Annotated in this window: 13 protein-coding genes and 1 pseudogene; 8 read left to right on the top strand and 6 right to left on the bottom strand. The window is 70.1% G+C overall.

Annotated elements, in window-relative coordinates; all coding sequences use genetic code 11:
- Positions 1-21: 21 nt before the first annotated feature.
- Positions 22-891 carry an aldo/keto reductase gene (locus ACIBSV_RS41150; RefSeq protein WP_395872499.1) on the bottom strand — a complete coding sequence of 290 codons (870 nt, stop codon included), beginning with the start codon at positions 889-891 and terminating at the stop codon, positions 22-24.
- Between the two features lie 629 nt (positions 892-1,520).
- Between ACIBSV_RS41150 and ACIBSV_RS41145 the strand changes: the two are divergent.
- From ACIBSV_RS41145 to ACIBSV_RS41130, 4 genes and pseudogenes are all read left to right on the top strand, one after another.
- Positions 1,521-2,988: pseudogene (locus ACIBSV_RS41145) on the top strand (carotenoid oxygenase family protein).
- Between the two features lie 767 nt (positions 2,989-3,755).
- The gene (locus ACIBSV_RS41140; protein ID WP_395872497.1) at positions 3,756-5,057 is read left to right on the top strand and encodes a phosphatase PAP2 family protein; all 1,302 of its coding nucleotides are present in this window, start codon (positions 3,756-3,758) and stop codon (positions 5,055-5,057) included.
- Positions 5,058-5,253: 196 nt separating this feature from the next.
- On the top strand, positions 5,254-5,610 hold the full coding sequence (locus ACIBSV_RS41135) for a VOC family protein (protein ID WP_395872495.1): 357 nt from the start codon (positions 5,254-5,256) through the stop codon (positions 5,608-5,610).
- A gap of 364 nt (positions 5,611-5,974) precedes the next feature.
- Positions 5,975-6,370, top strand: coding sequence for a PPOX class F420-dependent oxidoreductase (locus ACIBSV_RS41130; protein ID WP_395872493.1), 396 nt, complete (start codon positions 5,975-5,977; stop codon positions 6,368-6,370).
- Positions 6,371-6,809: 439 nt separating this feature from the next.
- Here ACIBSV_RS41130 and ACIBSV_RS41125 read toward each other — a convergent pair whose 3' ends face one another.
- Positions 6,810-7,154, bottom strand: coding sequence for a hypothetical protein (locus tag ACIBSV_RS41125; protein WP_395872491.1), 345 nt, complete (start codon positions 7,152-7,154; stop codon positions 6,810-6,812).
- Positions 7,155-7,875: 721 nt separating this feature from the next.
- On the opposite strand from ACIBSV_RS41125, the gene ACIBSV_RS41120 reads away from it, so the two are divergent.
- Together ACIBSV_RS41120 and ACIBSV_RS41115 are read left to right on the top strand one after the other, a co-directional pair.
- Complete coding sequence (locus ACIBSV_RS41120) at positions 7,876-8,757, top strand: hypothetical protein (protein ID WP_395872489.1); 882 nt, start codon at positions 7,876-7,878, stop codon at positions 8,755-8,757.
- 405 nt (positions 8,758-9,162) lie between these two features.
- Positions 9,163-9,693 carry a hypothetical protein gene (locus ACIBSV_RS41115; protein ID WP_395872487.1) on the top strand — a complete coding sequence of 177 codons (531 nt, stop codon included), beginning with the start codon at positions 9,163-9,165 and terminating at the stop codon, positions 9,691-9,693.
- A gap of 394 nt (positions 9,694-10,087) precedes the next feature.
- Here ACIBSV_RS41115 and ACIBSV_RS41110 read toward each other — a convergent pair whose 3' ends face one another.
- Positions 10,088-10,690, bottom strand: a complete 603-nt coding sequence (locus tag ACIBSV_RS41110; RefSeq protein WP_395872485.1) for a TetR/AcrR family transcriptional regulator — start codon at positions 10,688-10,690, stop codon at positions 10,088-10,090.
- A 102-nt stretch (positions 10,691-10,792) separates the two neighbouring features.
- On the opposite strand from ACIBSV_RS41110, the gene ACIBSV_RS41105 reads away from it, so the two are divergent.
- Positions 10,793-11,227 (top strand): VOC family protein, encoded by a 435-nt coding sequence (locus tag ACIBSV_RS41105; protein ID WP_395872483.1) that lies wholly within the window; start codon positions 10,793-10,795, stop codon positions 11,225-11,227.
- A 298-nt stretch (positions 11,228-11,525) separates the two neighbouring features.
- Here ACIBSV_RS41105 and ACIBSV_RS41100 read toward each other — a convergent pair whose 3' ends face one another.
- The 3 genes from ACIBSV_RS41100 to ACIBSV_RS41090 all read right to left on the bottom strand — a co-directional run bounded on the left by ACIBSV_RS41100 (position 11,526) and on the right by ACIBSV_RS41090 (position 14,997).
- Complete coding sequence (locus tag ACIBSV_RS41100) at positions 11,526-11,867, bottom strand: hypothetical protein (protein WP_395872481.1); 342 nt, start codon at positions 11,865-11,867, stop codon at positions 11,526-11,528.
- Positions 11,868-12,131: 264 nt separating this feature from the next.
- Entirely contained in the window at positions 12,132-13,607 is a 1,476-nt protein-coding gene (locus ACIBSV_RS41095; RefSeq protein ID WP_395872479.1) for an MFS transporter, read from the bottom strand.
- Between the two features lie 493 nt (positions 13,608-14,100).
- The gene (locus tag ACIBSV_RS41090) at positions 14,101-14,997 is read right to left on the bottom strand and encodes a PLP-dependent aminotransferase family protein (protein ID WP_395872477.1); all 897 of its coding nucleotides are present in this window, start codon (positions 14,995-14,997) and stop codon (positions 14,101-14,103) included.
- Between ACIBSV_RS41090 and ACIBSV_RS41085 the strand changes: the two genes are divergently transcribed.
- Positions 14,913-16,136 carry a trans-sulfuration enzyme family protein gene (locus tag ACIBSV_RS41085; RefSeq protein ID WP_395872475.1) on the top strand — a complete coding sequence of 408 codons (1,224 nt, stop codon included), beginning with the start codon at positions 14,913-14,915 and terminating at the stop codon, positions 16,134-16,136. The two genes, ACIBSV_RS41090 and ACIBSV_RS41085, sit on opposite strands and share 85 nt — an antisense overlap.
- The last annotated feature ends 258 nt before the right edge of the window (positions 16,137-16,394 follow it).

Raw genomic sequence — 16,394 nt, 5'->3', positions numbered from 1 at the left:
GACCGGCGGCGTCCGTTCAGGTCACCGGGCGGGAAGTACCGTTTCGTCGAGGCGCTTGCGCTGGGACTCGGTCAAGCGGAAGTCCGCCGCGGCGAGATTCTCGTCGAGATGGGCGGTCGAACTCGTTCCGGGGATCGGCAGAACGACGGGGGAGCGGGCGAGCAGCCAGGCGAGCAGGACCTGGGGCGTGGTGGCGTCGAGTTCGGCGGCGACGGCATCGAGCGCGGCTGCCGGCCCGGGCGTCGCTGCGGCCACGGGGCGCCAGGGGAGAAAGGCGATCCCGGCGGCTTCGCAGGCGTCCAGAACGGGTTCGTACTCCCGCTCGAGGAGGTTGTAGCGGTTCTGCACGCTTGCGATCTCGGTGGTCTGTCGGGCCTCGGCGAGTTGTGCGGCGGTGACCTCGGACAGGCCGATATGGCCGATCTTGCCCTCTTGGCGGAGCTCGTGGAGCGCACCGATCTGCTCGGCCAAGGGAACATCCGGGTCGATCCGGTGTAGTTGGAGCAGGCCGACGCGTTCGATCCGGAGTCGGCGCAGGCCCTGCTCGACCTGCTCGCGCAGGCTCTCGGGCCGTGCGTCGTACGCCCACCCCTCGGGGCCGGTCCGGGTGACGCCGACCTTGGTGGTGATCAGCAGGTCGTCCGGGTACGGATGGAGGGCCTCGGCGAGGAGTTCCTCGTTGGCTCCCCAGCCGTAGAGGTGGGCGGTGTCGATCAGAGTGACACCCGCCTCCACGGCATGTCGGGCCACCGCGATGGCGGCGTCGCGTTCGGGGCCGGGGTCGGTCGACAGGCGCATGGCGCCGAACCCGACCCGGGATACCGGGAATTCGCCTCCGACGGAGAAGGTGGTGGTTGCCGTGCCGGCCGTGCCGGGCGGATGGGAGGTCATTGGCCACAGCCTTCCCGATGGGGCACCGGGGGACAACCCCATTCGAGGGGCGTACGACAGTCATCGGAAGGTGAGACGCCGCCGGCTTCCGCGACGCACGGTGGGCACGGCGGAGGCGTCGCCGCCCGTCGGCGTTCCCGCCGGTGTTCCCTTAGCGCGGCAGCGGGCGGGCGTCGACGACGTTCTTCGACGTTCTTCGACGTTCTTCATGACGATGGTGGAGGTCAGCGCTGGACCCCCGGCAACTTGGCGAGTTGCCGGTCGTAGAGCCGCTGGAGGCGCCCGGGTCGGTGGTCGCCACGCGCAGGAGGTAAGCGGGTTCACCGAACGGGCGCTGGGTTTGGATGACGTGCGGGACGGCGACCAGGGCCTGCTCGAAGCCGCGCCGTCGGCTGCGTCCCCGGACGTGTGCATCCGAGGGTGGAGGCCGATGCGCACTCGTGCTTCGTTTCGGCGTCGACGTCGGGACGGATCGCCGTACCGGGGCATCGGGGTCGCAGAGACGCCTCGCGCTCGTCGATTTGCGGACGCCGATCGGGGCAAACTGTAACAAGCGGGATGCCGCGCGCGACGGTGCGTGCTTTCTGTGGGGAGGGAGTTGAGCGGGGCCCTCTGGAGGTGATTTGGTCATGCGACCCGGCCCGGACTTTGATCCGACGCGCAATCCGTATCTGTCGGGACGATTCGCACCGGTGATCGAGGAGATCGACGCGCCGGACCTGGAGATCCGGGGTGAACTTCCGAGCGGTCTGGACGGAATGTTCCTGCGCAACGGGCCCAATCCCCGGTTCACCCCCATCGGCTCGTACCTGTATCCCATCGACGGCGACGGCATGCTGCACGGCGTGTGGCTGTCGGGCGGAAAGGCCCGCTACCGCAATCGGTTCGTGCGTACGCCGGCGCTCCTGGCGGAGGAACGCGCGGGCCGCGCCCTGTGGGGCGGTATCGAATCGATGATCCTGCCCCGGGAGCCCGACGTCCCGGCACCGCTCGTGGGTACTTTCCGCGACCTGCCGGACATCAATGTCGTCCGCCATGCGGGACGCCTGCTCGCGCTCGCCGAGTCCGCGTGCCCGTTCCGGATGACGCCGGACCTGGAGACCATCGGTCGGGAGACGTTCGAGGGGGCGTTGCCGGCCGGGATCACCGCGCATCCCAAGATCGACCCGACGACGGGGGAGATGGCGGTTTTCTGCTACGCGCTGGAGCCGCCTTTCCTGACCTGGTCCATCGTGGCCCGCGACGGAACCGTCGCTCGCGGCCCGACTCCCGTCCCGGGGGTCGACGAACCGGTGATGATCCACGACATGGCGCTGACCGCAAGATTTTTGGTACTCGTGCTCGCCCCGGTGTTCTTCGACATGGACGCCGCCATGAGCGGCGGCTCGATGATCGCCTGGCGTCCGGAGCGGGGCACCCGGGTCGCCCTGATCCCGCGCGACGGCGGACCGGTGCGATGGGCCGAGGACGACGCGTTCTGGGTGTGGCACACCGTCAACGCCCACGACGTCGACCCGCACGGGGACGTCGTGCTCGACTACGTGCAAATGGGATCGCCTATCGCTGATCGAGGACCCGAACGCCCCACGCACGCCCAACCATGGAGGGCTGACCCGCGCGATCCTGAATCCCGCCGCAGGCACCATGCGGCGCACCCGACTCGACGACGTCTCCGTCGAATTCCCCCGAGTGGACGACCGTCTCATCGGCCGTCGCCACCGCCGGGTCGCACTCGCCTCGAGGAGTGGCCGCATCGATCTGCCCCACGGCGAGCACGACGCGTTGCGCTGGTACGACACCGACCGATCCGATGGCCCCATCACCGCCACGACGTGGTCGGACAGCGACCTTTCGGTCGGCGAACCGGTCTACGCGCCTGCCGGGCGCGACAACGGAATGGACGACGACGGCTCCGAGACGGCTGCGTACGGCCACTGGCTGACCTTTGCCATCGACCTTACCCAAGACACGAGTTGGCTCCTGGTCATTCCGGATGAGGACCCCGGATCCGGGCCGGTGGCGCGCATTCGAATCCCGACGCGTGTTCCTCTCGGACTCCACGGGAACTGGACACCGGCCGGACCGCCGGAGACGTGACGCACGAAGGCGCACGCTTGCGTACCGGCCGAGGTTCCGGCCCGCGCGGGAGGTGCTCCGGCGGCCGATGCCTTCCGCCGAGATCGGCGCCCTGAACGCGATCGGGGCGCGCCACGTCGAGCCCGGCGACACCGACCTCCTGCTGGACGCTCTCACGCGCACGGACTCGGACGTGGTGCGCGGCAAGGCCGCCCGGACGGTCTACGGCGTGCTCGACGAAGCTTCGCACGCTGCTCGAAAGCGACGACCGGGCGGCCGTGGGTATCGCCCTCGACCACTGGTGCAGTCCCGACGGGGCCGTGAAGCGGGGCGGCGAGGAAGCACGTGAGCCGGCGAGGGCACTCGTGCTGGATCGCATCCGGGAGGTGCAAGCCGCTGCGGCGTGGGGGTTGATGCGGGAGGCGGTCATCGAGGACCATCGCGCCATGCTTCGGAAACCGAGCGCGAACCGGCCCGTGGAGGACGCGCCGTGGGAGGTTGCGCGAGTGCGGGACATGCTCGACGGAGCCGAGCGGTGAGGCGGCCGCGGGCGTGTAGGCATCCATGGTGGCCACTGGCGTGGAAACACGAGAAGAACGCCTTCGGACTCGCCCGTGGCGCTCCGATAACATGATCGATCTCACGACGATCACCCCAAGCGCCGTCCTTCACCAAAGAACCACGCAATCCGGCACGAAGGGTGATCTATTTACTGGAATCCAACAAAATTGGCCGAGTAATTGATATTCATAATATTGCGAAAGTTTTCGCGAATAAGTCGCGAAGGCATGGTCGCCGTGCAGCGTCGGTCGCGGGCGATTCTGTGGGCCGCGGTGAGTGTGGCAGCCCTCGGATTTCTCATAACCTTGGAGATCATCGCACGGCACTACGGCTCCGGGGGGCCGATTACCGCTCAGGCGCGGGAGGTGATATTCCCTCCCGACTCGGGGCCGCTGCTGTACGCGGGCCTGGCGCTGACGATGGTGGTGCTCACCTGGCGGGAGCGGTTTATCGCGGCCGGTGCGGCAATCGGTATCGACCTCGCCTTCTGGTTGGTGCGGTGGGTGGTCGATGCCAGGATGAACTTCGGCAACGGCGCGCTGTGGGTGATTCTGGGCTGCGCGGTCATTGCCCTCACGCGCCGTACCGGCCGGGAACGTGTCCTGCTGCTGAAGGGCGCGGGGCTGGGACTGCTGTTGGTGGCGGGCCACAAGACCGGCGATACCTGGCTGCTCATCACGTCGGTGACGCGCCCGAACGTGCTCGACGAGTACGTGGCAACCGCCGATCACGCACTGGGTGACCCGTCGTGGCTGGTAGGCCGGATGCTCGAGGCCACCGACCCGATCGGCTCCCATGTTCTCGGCGGCGTCTATGGGCAGCTGCCACTGGCAGCGGCCATCGTCGCGCTGTACCAACTGCGTCATGTGGCGGTCGAGCGCCGCTTCCCGGGCCACCACCTGGTGCGGACCTTTCTGGTCATCGGTTTGCTCGGGCCCGGCATCTACATGATCTTCCCGGTGGTCGGACCGGTCTTCGCCTACAGCGCCGAAGGCGGGCAGTGGGCGGTGGCCAACCTATGGCCGGATACGCCGCCGTCGATCGGTACCCCGCACCCGTTCCGGTTCGACGAGATCACCCCTCGCAACTGCATGCCCAGCCTGCACACGGCGTGGGCCACCACGATCTTCATTCATTCCCGCAAGGGATCGCGGTTCATCCGATTCGCCGGATCGTTCTGGTTGATCGGCACGCTCGCGGCCACGCTGGGATTCGGCTACCACTACGGCGCGGACCTCGTGGCCGGCGTGGTGTTCGTGCTCACGATAGAGGGGGCGCTGCGCTCGCTCGACCATGGCTGGAACCGGTCCGGAATTCGGTTGGTCAGCTACGGCGCGACGGTTTTCGCGGTGCTCTTGGTGTCATATCGCTATCTGCCGATGGAGATGGCCAGACATCCGTGGGTGTTCGGACCACTGCTCATTCTGGCGATGACCTCGGTCATCTACTGCTACGTGCGGACAACCAGGCTGTGGGAGCCGAAGGCTGCGCCGGCGGAGCAATTGGAACCGCAACTCCTGCCGGCGTGATCGTCGCACGCCCGCAGTCGTTCGAACGCGTCCGACCCCGGTCCCACGACGCTCTTCCCGCCGGATGAGCCCACCCACGTCACTGCCGGTCGTCGCACGAGCCCGCCAGGTGCACCGTTCGAGCGGCAGGTATGGCCCCTCACCACAGGTATGGCCCCCAGGCAGGGGGCCATACCTGTTTGTGATGTGAGGGAGCATGCCGTGGGCCGGCGGCCGCGCAGGCTGCCGCAGGTCGGCAGCAGAGCCTGCGGTGGCTCATCCGCGCGCACCGCGCCCTCGCCTCGGCTTGGACGCGGACGAAAACGGTCTGTGGCACCAGGAGGCGGGCCCCACCGTCTTCGCGCCGTTCGAGATCGGGACGGACTACTTCGGCTCCCGTACCCAGCAGACCATGCTGAACTTCCGGGTCCGCGACCTGGACGCCATGCTCGCGCAACTCCGCGCCAAGGGCGCGGATGTAGCCGACGAGACCCAGGATATGGAGGGCGTCGGACGCTTCGGCTGGGTTACCGACCCCGAGGGCAACCGCATCGAACTCTGGCAGTCCGCCTAGTCGGCGCGCCGAACACGGACGTCGACCGGGATGTACGCCCGGCAAACGCTGCGTCGAAACCGGGACGGGAAACAGGCGCGGACGGGGGTACGCCGTACGGCATTTCGAAGGCGAGCACGATCGGCACGCCCACGGGTGGCACCGGTGACCTGCGTGCGCCGGGAGCGGCGGTGGCGTCATCGACAGAGCGGAAGGCCGGACGGGCACGGGCGGCTCATCGGGTCGGTGGTTCCGTTACCTGGATGTTCCGCTGTGACATGAAAGTGCCTTCTTCCGTCGCTGTCCGGGGGCGCAGAGGATGGGTCCGTAAGACGAAGTGCCCCAAGGGGCGCGCGGGTCGGATGCACAGAACCGGGAGCACCCCATGTCCACGACGCTCGACGAGTCGACGCGCAAGCTGCTCGACGGCAGGAACTTCGCCACCGTGTCGACGCTCAACGCCGACGGAGGGCCCCAGGCCTCGGTGGTCTGGTATCAGCGGGACGGCGACACCGTGGTGTTCTCCGCGACCGAGGGTCGGGCGAAGGTACGCAACCTCCGTCGTGACCCCCGGGTCAGCGTCACGGTCTTCGACCTGGACAACCCCTACCACTCGGTCGAGCTGCGAGGCACCGCCGAGATCGTGCCGGACCCGGCTAAGGAGCTTCCACTCGCGCTCTCGCTCAGGTACCTCGGCGAGGCCCCGCCGCCGGAGCCTGACGAGATCGCCCGGGTGATCGTCCGCGTGACACCGACCAGGGTGAACAGCTTCTCGGTCTAGTGAGGTGCCCGGATCGCTCTGCCCTGTCGATGTGTCGTCGGCGGCGCGGAGCCGGTCCGGGACGGCCGCCCGGTTCGATCAGCCACACGTCGCGGGCGGAGGCGACACGCTGCGGTTCCCCGTGCCTCGCACCGAGATCGTCTACGGGCGGAGGGCGAAGTCATGGACGAGGACTTCTCCGATCGTCCGGTGCTCCGGTTCCGATCCTCGGCTCCTGTCGGCGACCTCGGCCACATCGGGACGCGAAACGTGGTGCGACCACCGCGCGGATGCGGTCGGGCGCGACCGACTGGCGAGTGATGTCGGCTGCCGCGTGATTGTGCCGGACCGGATGGGCCGGGCGGCCTGAGCGGGTGGTCGGTGATGGGGGCGGGCCGCTGAGGGTTCGGGGGCCGGGTGATCGGGGCCACGGGTGGCGGCGGTGAGTCGCGGGCGGCTGTCACCCGCTGCGTTCGGAGCCGCGCGTGGAGCGGGTGCGCCACCAGGCGTCCAGGTATTGCCGCACTTGGTCCGCTTGTGAACGGCCCTGTTCCTGTGCTTTCGGCTTGCGGAACGCACCGCTTCTCAGTTCGTCCCGGGCGGGGGCTATCCGTACTGCGGCGCCGAAGCCGGAGGCGGCGATTCCGGGGGTGGCCGCGCCTTCCCGCCGGTTCGTGGCCACGTGGACGCGCCCCGACGTGCGCTTGGCGGAGGCGAGTTGATGGCGGACCATGCCCTTGTCGGCACGACGCAAGCTGCTCGCGCCCCGCAGGCGGCTCGCCGCCTGTACCGCGTCGGAGCGCACGCGGTGTTCCCGGGCCGGTTGTCCCGGCGTCCTGGGCCGCAGTCGGGACGGCGACTTCGTTCCCACGCCATCGCCGACCGCCGTTCGCAGCCGATACGAACGCGTCCGTGTGTACAGGCGAGTTCGCGATGGTCGATCCTGCGACGAATCGCGGCCGGAGGAGTGCCGGACGACGGGGCTGGAAGGGACGCCGACCGTCATCCGCGTGCGTGAGACCGCTCTGCGCCGCACTTGAGGGGCGCCGGGGCCGCCGGTACGCGTCGACAACTCGCGCCTGATCCGCTGGATGGCGGCTGCTTCGGATCCGGATCCGCGTTCGGAACCGCTTCCGGATCCGCCCGCCGGCACCTCGGCGCCTCGTCCGCGCGATCGCCATGTCGCCGGGTTCCACCAAGCCATGCCGTTCCCCGACCTTCGTGCGTAGGCGCCCGGCCCGCCAGGAGCGTGGGCGCCGGGCGCGACCTTCTCTCCAGTGGATCATGGTAGTCCGCCGACCGGAGAGCGGTGCGGTCGAGCCGTTCCGCACGTCGGTGAACCGTTTCCCGAGACGCCCGGTGGCTTGGAAAGTCCTTGCCGTGAGCGTGCCGTCGACACGGGTACGGGGAACGACCCACGTGGCCATCGCGGTCGAGTCCGAAATTGCGACGACCGGGCGCGATGATTGATCCTGTCGGCGCGGATCGCATCCACGACCTGACCTGTCCCGAGGAGGAGACCCGCGGTGGTCAACCAGGAGAACACCCGCTGGGAGCGACTGAGGGAGGCGGCCTCGCGTGCCCGGGAGATCGTCGGCCAACCCGTGGCCGCTCCTTCGGACAACGTTCTGAAGGATAAGCGGCTGTTTCGTCGACAACTGGACGACCTCGAACAGCCGGACTACTGGCGGTCTCTCGACCAGGGGCTGCGCGAACTGCAAACGTTGCGGACCACCGCGATCCTCGAGCGTGACAGCAAGACGCTCGCACAAGTCACCGCCTGGGCAGCCGCCCGCGGCCGCTTCCCACATCGCACTCGGGCGGCCTTGGCGCGCCCGGGAGTGACCGCCGCCCAGGTCGAGGTTGGCGAGAACTGGTCGACCGGACCCTCCCAGGGCTTCCCCGCGGTGCGAAAGCTGATTCTCGACACCTTTCGCGACGCCGATGCCGCGGCGGACCGGCAGGATGCCCGAACCCAGCCGAGCGGCCCACAGGCCAAGTCCACCCTTCGGCTTCTGGACGCGAGACTGGCCCCGCTGCGTACCCTGCTCGACAGCGACAACTCGTACTATTCCGCGGCGGCATCGGCGAAACTGGGCGAATTCCGCACCCAACGCGAGACGACATCCGCCGCACGCACACCGAACGACACCCCTGCGCCGTCCCGTACGGCATCGCAGCCGGCCCGTGACACGGAAACCGGCGCCGGGGGCATCGAGGCGGCGAACAAAGCGCGCCTGGGCCTGGGCGCCGCACGCGGCGACGCGGCGACGGCGGGCTCCTCCGACCCGCAACCCCAAGAGCGCGGCACCGGCCAGGGTCTGGCGCGAGGCAACCCCGGCGCCACACCGTCCGGCCCCGCCCAACCACCCCCGACGAAGCGTCACGTCCGCGGCAACGAAGTCTGATCCCGAGCACGGTGAGCGCGGCGTGGCCGATTCCCGGGCAAGCCGGTCGTCCTCGGTATCGGGTGCTTCTCCGGTTCCGCCGTCGGATGTTCCTCCGGCGGTGTCGCGTGGGCGGGTGAACCGAGGCCGGGCGATCGATGGTTGCGATGACGCGTCGCGGATCCGGCGAGCTTCGGCAATGGTCTCCGGCCGGTGATGGAACGCTTCGCGGCGGATGGGCGTCAATGCTCGGCGTGCCGATACTGACCCTGCCCGGCGGCAAGGCGGTCCGAGGCCCGGCGCGGAGGTGTGGTCGGATCGCTTGCCGGGGTCCGCCGGCGACACCGGGAGAATGGGCTCATGGGTACGGACATCGACGGGTGCGTCGAGACGCGGGCGTTGGGCAGGGGCCGGGGGCAGTGGCGGGTGGCGGTCGATCTCGCGGAGTTCGGCATTGATCGGAACTACGACGCGTTCGGTTGCCTGTTCGGTGTCCGCAATCTGGCGAACTTCCGTCCTCTGGCGGCCGATCGGGGGCTTCCGTCCGATGCCTGCGCCCTCGCCCGTGCGCGGCACGCGGAATGCGACGGTGATCGGGCGACGTGGATCGACTGGGCGCAACTGAGGGCTGTGGACTGGGACGAGCCCGCCGAGGGCCTGGACGATCGGGTCCATGAGTACCGCCGGACCCGCGACGGGCTCGAATATGTCGGCAAGTCCACCCAGAGCCCCCGCCTGGCCCGTGTCCTCGGAATCGGCGGGCTTGTCAGGGGAGCGGATTACCCACCGGGTACCGAATGGGCCGTCGACGAGCGCGTGTTCCGCGTCGAACGCATGCGGCGACGAGAGGCGGTGCCGCCCGACGGGCGATGGGGGCGGGTGTGGGCGGAGATGGCACGGGCCGCGAAATCCTGCGGAGACGACGGCGTGCGCCTGGTCGTGTGGTTCGACGCGTGACACCGGCAAACCCGCCCCGGATCCCACATCTGCGCACCCCCCGCCCAGCTCAGTGCCTCGTGCCGGGTTTGGGCGAGGAGTCCCACCCGTTTCTCGGCAGGCGAACCGCGCCGTGTGCGTCGGTTGGTGATCCGCTGGCGGGGGCGGATCACGGTCAGTACCCTCCAGCGAGCCGACCGCGCGGACCAGGCCCATCGGTAGGGCAGCAGGCGGGGTAGCGCCGACCAGTCGGCCCCGGCCTCGGCCCCGACACCGGACTGGTGTGTCGCCGGCGCATTGTCTTCCCGGCATGGAGGAGGTTGCCGGTGTGCACGTGGTTGTGAGCCGTGGCGGCGACGACGCGGGGGTCGAAGCTGTTGATTTCGGGCTCGACGAGTGGTGGTGAGCAGCGCTTTCACGGCTGCTCGTTGTTCCGGGATCGCAACCCGTTCAGCAGTCGGTCCAACGCTTGCTCCGTCTGTGCCAGTGCTTCCGTGCTTGCCGACCGGGCCAGCCACAGCGCGGCCTCGTTCATGGCCCCCGACAACAATCGCGCGAGCGGCTCCACCGGTTGGTCGGCGATGGCTCCGGCCTCCACCAGGGCATCGAGAGCCTCGGTCAGATGCCGGGCGGAGGAGTCTTCGTCCATGGCCCGCCATTCGTCCCAGCCGAGTACGGCCGGCGCGTCGATCAGCACGATTCGGCGCACCGTCGGATCGCGTCCGGCGGCGAGGAAGGCCCGGCAGCCGGCCCGCAGTTGCTCCCATGGGTCGTCGTACGGTTCGGCGGCGTGCGCGACCCGGTCACCGAGTTCGCGCTGCACCTCGGCGACCACGGCCCGGAAGAGTCCGGCCTTGCTGTCGAAGTGGTGATAGGCGGCCCCCTTGGTGACCCCCACCGCCTGCGCCACATCGGTGAGAACCACGTCGTGATAGCCGTCGGCGGCGAACCTCCGGCGCCCCTCGGCCAGCAGTGCCCGCCGTGTCGCCGCCCGCTGCTCGGCTCTCGTGACAGCCATCCCTCGGTTCACCCTTCCTTTCGCATACCCCGGGTATGCTACCGTGCATTTCACATACTCAAGGTATGTGAAAGTTGGCCCGCAGGCGGATGGAGACGTGTCATGAAGGTCAAGCTCGGCAGCTTCTACCCGGTGATCGCCACCCGCGATGTCGCCGCATCACGCCACTTCTACGCCCGACACTTCGGGTTCGAGGTGTCCTTCGAGGCCGACTGGTACGTGAGCCTCCACCGCCCGGACGCCCCGCAGTACGAACTCGCCCTGCTCGACCACGCCCATCCGACCATCCCCGACGGGTATCGCACACCTCTCCAGGGCGGCCTGCTGCTCAACTTCGAGGTCGACGACGTCGACGCCGAACACCACAGGCTGGTCACACTGGCCGGCCTGCCCGAACTCCTCTCCCTGCGCACGGAGGAGTTCGGGCAGCGCCACTTCATCGTCGCGGCGCCGGACGGCGTCATGATCGACGTCATCACCGTTGTCCCGGCCACCGGGGAGTACGCCGAGCAGTACGCCCCGGGCCACACGCCGTGAACCCAGGGCGCGTGAGCCCGACGGTCACGGCCACTCGTCGACAGGCGCGTCGAGGACAGCCGCCCCCGGGCACACGCGGCCCCCGGGCAGATGCCGTTCCGCGCCGCGCTCCCCTCTCGGCCGCGTGCCGCCCCTGGTCGGGGCGGGCCGGAGCCGTGTGATCAGTGCGTCCGATCCGAGTGCCGGGGAGGGTCCGTCCCACGCGCGCTGGCCGGGGTTCTCGCCGAGTATGTGGTTCGGCGGGCGTGGGCGAGGCCGGCTTCTCCACATCGCCCGCCGGCATCAGCCCCAGCAGGCATCACCCGCGGGCCGCCGTCCGAGCGACCGGGTCGGCGCTGCCACGCCGGGCGGCACGGCCGATCTCCAGGCTGCCGCGCACCGGGAGGTCACCCGTCGCCGGCTCCGCCAGACGGTGCCGCTCGTCGGCCGGCCGGTCGACCAGGTCGTCGACCGCCCATCCCGGGCGTTCGCGCAGACGGGCCGCGGCGATACGCAGGCCCAGCGGCAGGCCGCCTGTGGGTGTTCCGCCTGCGGTCTTCCGTACGGCGGTCGTGGTGACGACGGCGGCGGTCTGGAAGGCGTCGGCAACAGCGGTGCCGTCAACGCCCCTTCCGCTGCGCCGGGATGCGGGTGGCGGCACGTCTGTCGCGTCTCGGCGGAAAGGCATCCGCCTCACCGGGTGCGGTCTCCCGTTCCGTAGCGGCCGGGTCAAGCTACGGCTGTCTGCGTTTCGCCGAACGGGTCTGGGAAAGCGGGCGTTTCGTCAGCCTCCGGGGGCGGAGTGACGCCGACGTGACGGACTTCTGGGCAGACCGCACGCCGATGACGCGCCGACGAGATGCCGACGACATGCCGATGCGCGAACACCGCCCCGGCAGGGCGGTGTTCGCGCATCGGCGTCTCGTCAGATGTGGACGACGGGTCGTCCCTCGGTTGCCGACGTGTGTTCGGCGATCCGCTTCGTCTCCGGCTTGCGCAGGCCCAGGGCCACCAGGGCGGTCACCGCGATCCCGGCCGCCGCGATGAACACCGCGGTGCGCAGTCCGTCGGTGGTCGCGCCGCGGAGGGCTTCGCCGGTGAGGCCGTCCAGGCCGGAGTTGGCGACCGCGACCAGCAGCGCGAGGCCGACCGCGCCGCCGGTCTGCTGGCTGGTAGACGCGACGCCGGACGCGATGCCCTGCTCCTCGGCGGGCACGCCGAGCGCGGCGGCGCCGAACATCAGGGTGTAGCCGGCACCCTGCCCGATGCCGAGCACGACGAGCCCGGGGACGAGCGCGGCGTACGACGCCCCGACGGCCATGGTGGAGCCGACGATCACCGCGCCGCCCGCGCCGACCAGCAGCGCCGCGATCATGGTCGGGCGGATGCCGTACCGGGTGGCCAGGCGCCCGGCGGTCTGCGAGCCGACCGCGATCGCCACCATCGGGACCAGGAAGGCCAGCCCGGTGGTCAACGCGTCGTAGCCGTGCACGCCCTGGAAGTAGACAGTGAGGAAGTACAGCAGCGTGCCGAAGGTACCCATGTAGAGGAACGTGACGACGGTGCCCACACTCAGGTTGCGGTTCGCGAACAGCCGAAGCGGCAGCAGCGGATCGGCGCTGCGGCGCTCCACGACGACGAAGGCGGCGAGCAGCAGGGCGCCCGCGATGCACGCGGTCAGGACGGCCGGGGACGTCCAGCCCGATTCCGGACCCTGCACGAGCGCGAAGACGACAGCGGTGACTCCGATGGTGGAGGTGAGCGCACCGGCCAGGTCGAACGAACGCCCCTTGGCGCGCGGCGAGTCCGGGGCGATCAGCACGAACGCGAGCAGCGCGGCGGCGCCGGCCGGCGGCACGTTGACGAAGAAGACCGACGCCCAGCCGAAGGCGTCCGTGAGGACCCCGCCGAGGAGCGAACCCAGGATCATGCCGCTGCCGCCGGCCGTGCCCCACACCGCGAACGCCCGGTTCCGCTCCCGTCCTTCGGCAAAGCTCGTGGATACCAACGTCAGCGTCGCGGGGAACAGGAACGCACCGCCCACCCCCTGGATCGCCCGGGCGGCGATGAGCAGGCCCGGGCCGCCGGCGAGGCCGCCGAGCAGCGATGAGACGGCGTACAGGCTCAGGCCCAGGGCGAACATCCGGCGCGGCCCGAACAGGTCGCTCGCCCGACCCCCGAGCAGCAGGAACCCGCCGAACGCGACGGCGTACGCGCTGATCACCCATTGCAGGCTCTGCGCCGAGAACCCGAGGCCGGCGCCGATCTCGGGCAGCGCGACGTACACGATGTTGTAGTCGACGGAGATGATGAGCTGGGCGAATGCCAGCAGTGCCAGGGTCGGCCCGAGGCGGCGGCGCGGCGGGGCCGCGGACACGGTCGGGGACGTGGTCGAGGGCATGGCGCAGCCTGCTTTCGTGAGGACACCGGGGCGTTCTCCCGGCCTGGGGCCGGGGCTTTCGTTGCTGACATGAGCAAATCTATGTCTGCGAAAGACCCATGGAATGGTTCATTCAAAACGTCATTTCATGGGTCAATCTCGCACCGGGCCGCACCGGGCCGCACCGAAGCCGCGCCGGTCAGCGGGGCAACATCGTGGGTGATGTCGTTGTCGAGGGTTGCCGGGAAGGCGTCCGGCCGGCTCGGTCGTGGTGGCGACCGGAGTGCGGGCAGCGCAACGTCGGTTCGCCGAGCCACACAGGCCCCGTCGTCGACGTGGAGGCTCATGTCCTCCGGGAACCAGTCGGCCGGGGCGTCCGGCCGGGCTTGGTCCGGATCACGCCGGGCGGGATGTCGGTGCGCAGCGCGGCGACGAGGCGCTGCCGGTGTCGGACTGCGCCCCCGGCTTCTGCGACTGTGACCGCGATCCGGTGGGGTCGTGGATGTCCCGTGGTCTATACCGCGACGCCGGAGGGCACGGTGTTCGGCCTCGGCTCTCCCGGATAGGCGTTCCATGCGCGGACCAGGCGGTCCACGGCCTCGTCGAGGACCCCTACGTCGGCGAGGAAGGAGATCCGTACACAATCGGCGTTTCCGCCCGCCGGATGCAGCGACGAACCCGGCAGCACCGCCACTCCGTGCCGCATGGCCGTCTGTGCGAAGGATCCTCCGTCGCCGTGCGGCAGTCGGATCCACAACGTCTGGCCGCCCTCCACCGGGCGAAAATGCCAGTCGGGCAGGTCCGTGGTCAGTCGTGCGCACAGGTGGTCGTGTCGCGCGCGCAGCAACCGCGCGCGGTGGCGGGAGAGGGCGGGGATGTTCGGGACGAGTTCGGCGGCGGCCAGTTGTGCCGGTACGTCGCCGCCGAGGTCCTGGGTGGCCTTGAGTCTGGCCAGGCGGGCGATCAGGTCGCGGTCGGCGCGGATCCAACCGATTCGCAGGCCGCCCCACACGATCTTGCTCAGCGACCCGACGCTGACGATCCGTCCGGCGGAGGCGAACGCCGCGAGTCCCGGTGGCGGGTCGCCGACGAAGGACAGGCCCGAGAGCACCTCGTCGTCGACGATCGGTACATCGTGCGCGACCGCCGTCTCCACCAGGCGCCGGCGCACCAGCGACGGGATCACCGTCCCGGTCGGGTTGTGGAAGGTCGGCACCAGGTAGGCGAACGCGGGCCGGCGATCGACCAGCGTCCGACACCACGCCTCGACATCCAGCCCGTCCCAGTCTCGCTCTGCCCAGAGCGGATCCGCCGCGGCCTCGCGCAATGGCTCGAGCATGCCCGGATACGTCGGCCCCTCCACCAGGACCGCGTCCCCGGGGGAGACCCAGTGCCGGACGAGCAGGGCCAACGCCTGCTGCGCCCCCCTCCCGACCGATCGCGGTTCCGCTCCACCAGGCGTCGACGTTCGCGTTCGACGACGCCGACGCGTTGGCCGACGCGATGTCCCGGTCGGACGGTCCCTGTGTGTACAGCCGCTACGGGAACCCGACGACACACGCCCTGGAAACCGCGATGACCGCCCTGGAGGGCGGGGTCGCCGCGCTGGCCACCGGCTCCGGCATGGGTGCGATCAACGCCGTTCTCGGTGCCCACCTCGCGTCCGGGGACCACGTGATCGCACAACGCCGCCTGTACGGGGGGACGTTCGCGACGCTGTGTGACCTGGAACGGCGCTACGGTGTGCAGGTCACCTACGTCTCGGGCGAGGACCCGGCCGAGGTGGCGGCCGCCGTGCGCCCGAACACGCGCCTGCTGTACCTGGAGACGATCGCCAATCCGATGACGCAGGTGTGCGACATCCCCGTGATGGCCGCCGTCGCCCGCGCCCACGACGTGCCCACCGTCGTCGACAACACCTTCGCCACCCCCGTGCTGTGTCGCCCCCTGGAACACGGCGCGGACATCGTCGTGCACTCCACCACCAAGTACGTCGGCGGCCACTCCGACGTCGTCGGCGGCATCGCCGTCTTCGCGGACACCGGCGCACACCACCGGGTCTGGGAACGCGCCGTCGAAACCGGCGTCAATCCCGACCCGTTCGCGGCCTGGCTCACCCTGCGCGGCCTGCGCACGCTGCCGTTGCGGATGCGGCGGCACTGTGAGGTCGCCGAGGTCCTGGCCGGGCGTCTCGTCGGACATCCGGCCGTCGCCGCCGTGCACTGGCCCGGCCTGGCCGGCCACCCCGGGCACGAGATCGCCGGCCGGGTCCTCGACGGCCCCGGCGGGATGCTCGCCTTCGACATGATCGGAGGGCGCGACGCGGCACACGACTTCGTCCACCGCGTACGCCTGGCCCGGCTCGCGGCCTCGCTCGGCGGGCTGGAGACGCTGGTCGTCCACCCCGCCGGCACCTCACACCGTCAACTCGACGCCGGACAGTTGCGCGCGGTCGGCATCGGCGAGGGCACCATCCGGGTCTCGGTGGGCATCGAGGACCCCGAGGACGTGTGGGCCGACTTCGACCAGGCCCTCGGCGCCACGGGCTGACCTCCACACGCAGACTCCCGCCTGCTTCGAGGCCCCGGCCACGGAAGCGGACGCGGGCGGTGTGCGGCGGGGGAGGGTGATGCCCTGCCCTGAGCGGGCCGAGAGGCCGAGAGGTCGAGGGGTCGAGTCGCGGAGTGGGGTGCGGATCGCGTTCGGACGGTTCGGGCTTCTGCGGCCTGTCAGCGTTGTGCCGGGTGGTCGCACACCGTTCGGATTCGCACCCATCCGCCGGTGGCGCCGCGACGAATTCTTGATATG

Origin of the sequence: Embleya sp. NPDC050154, from assembly GCF_044460165.1 — a bacterium.
Lineage (GTDB): Bacteria > Actinomycetota > Actinomycetes > Streptomycetales > Streptomycetaceae > Embleya.
Note: the sequence above shows the minus strand (reverse complement) of the source record. Positions and strands in the feature narration are given on the sequence as shown.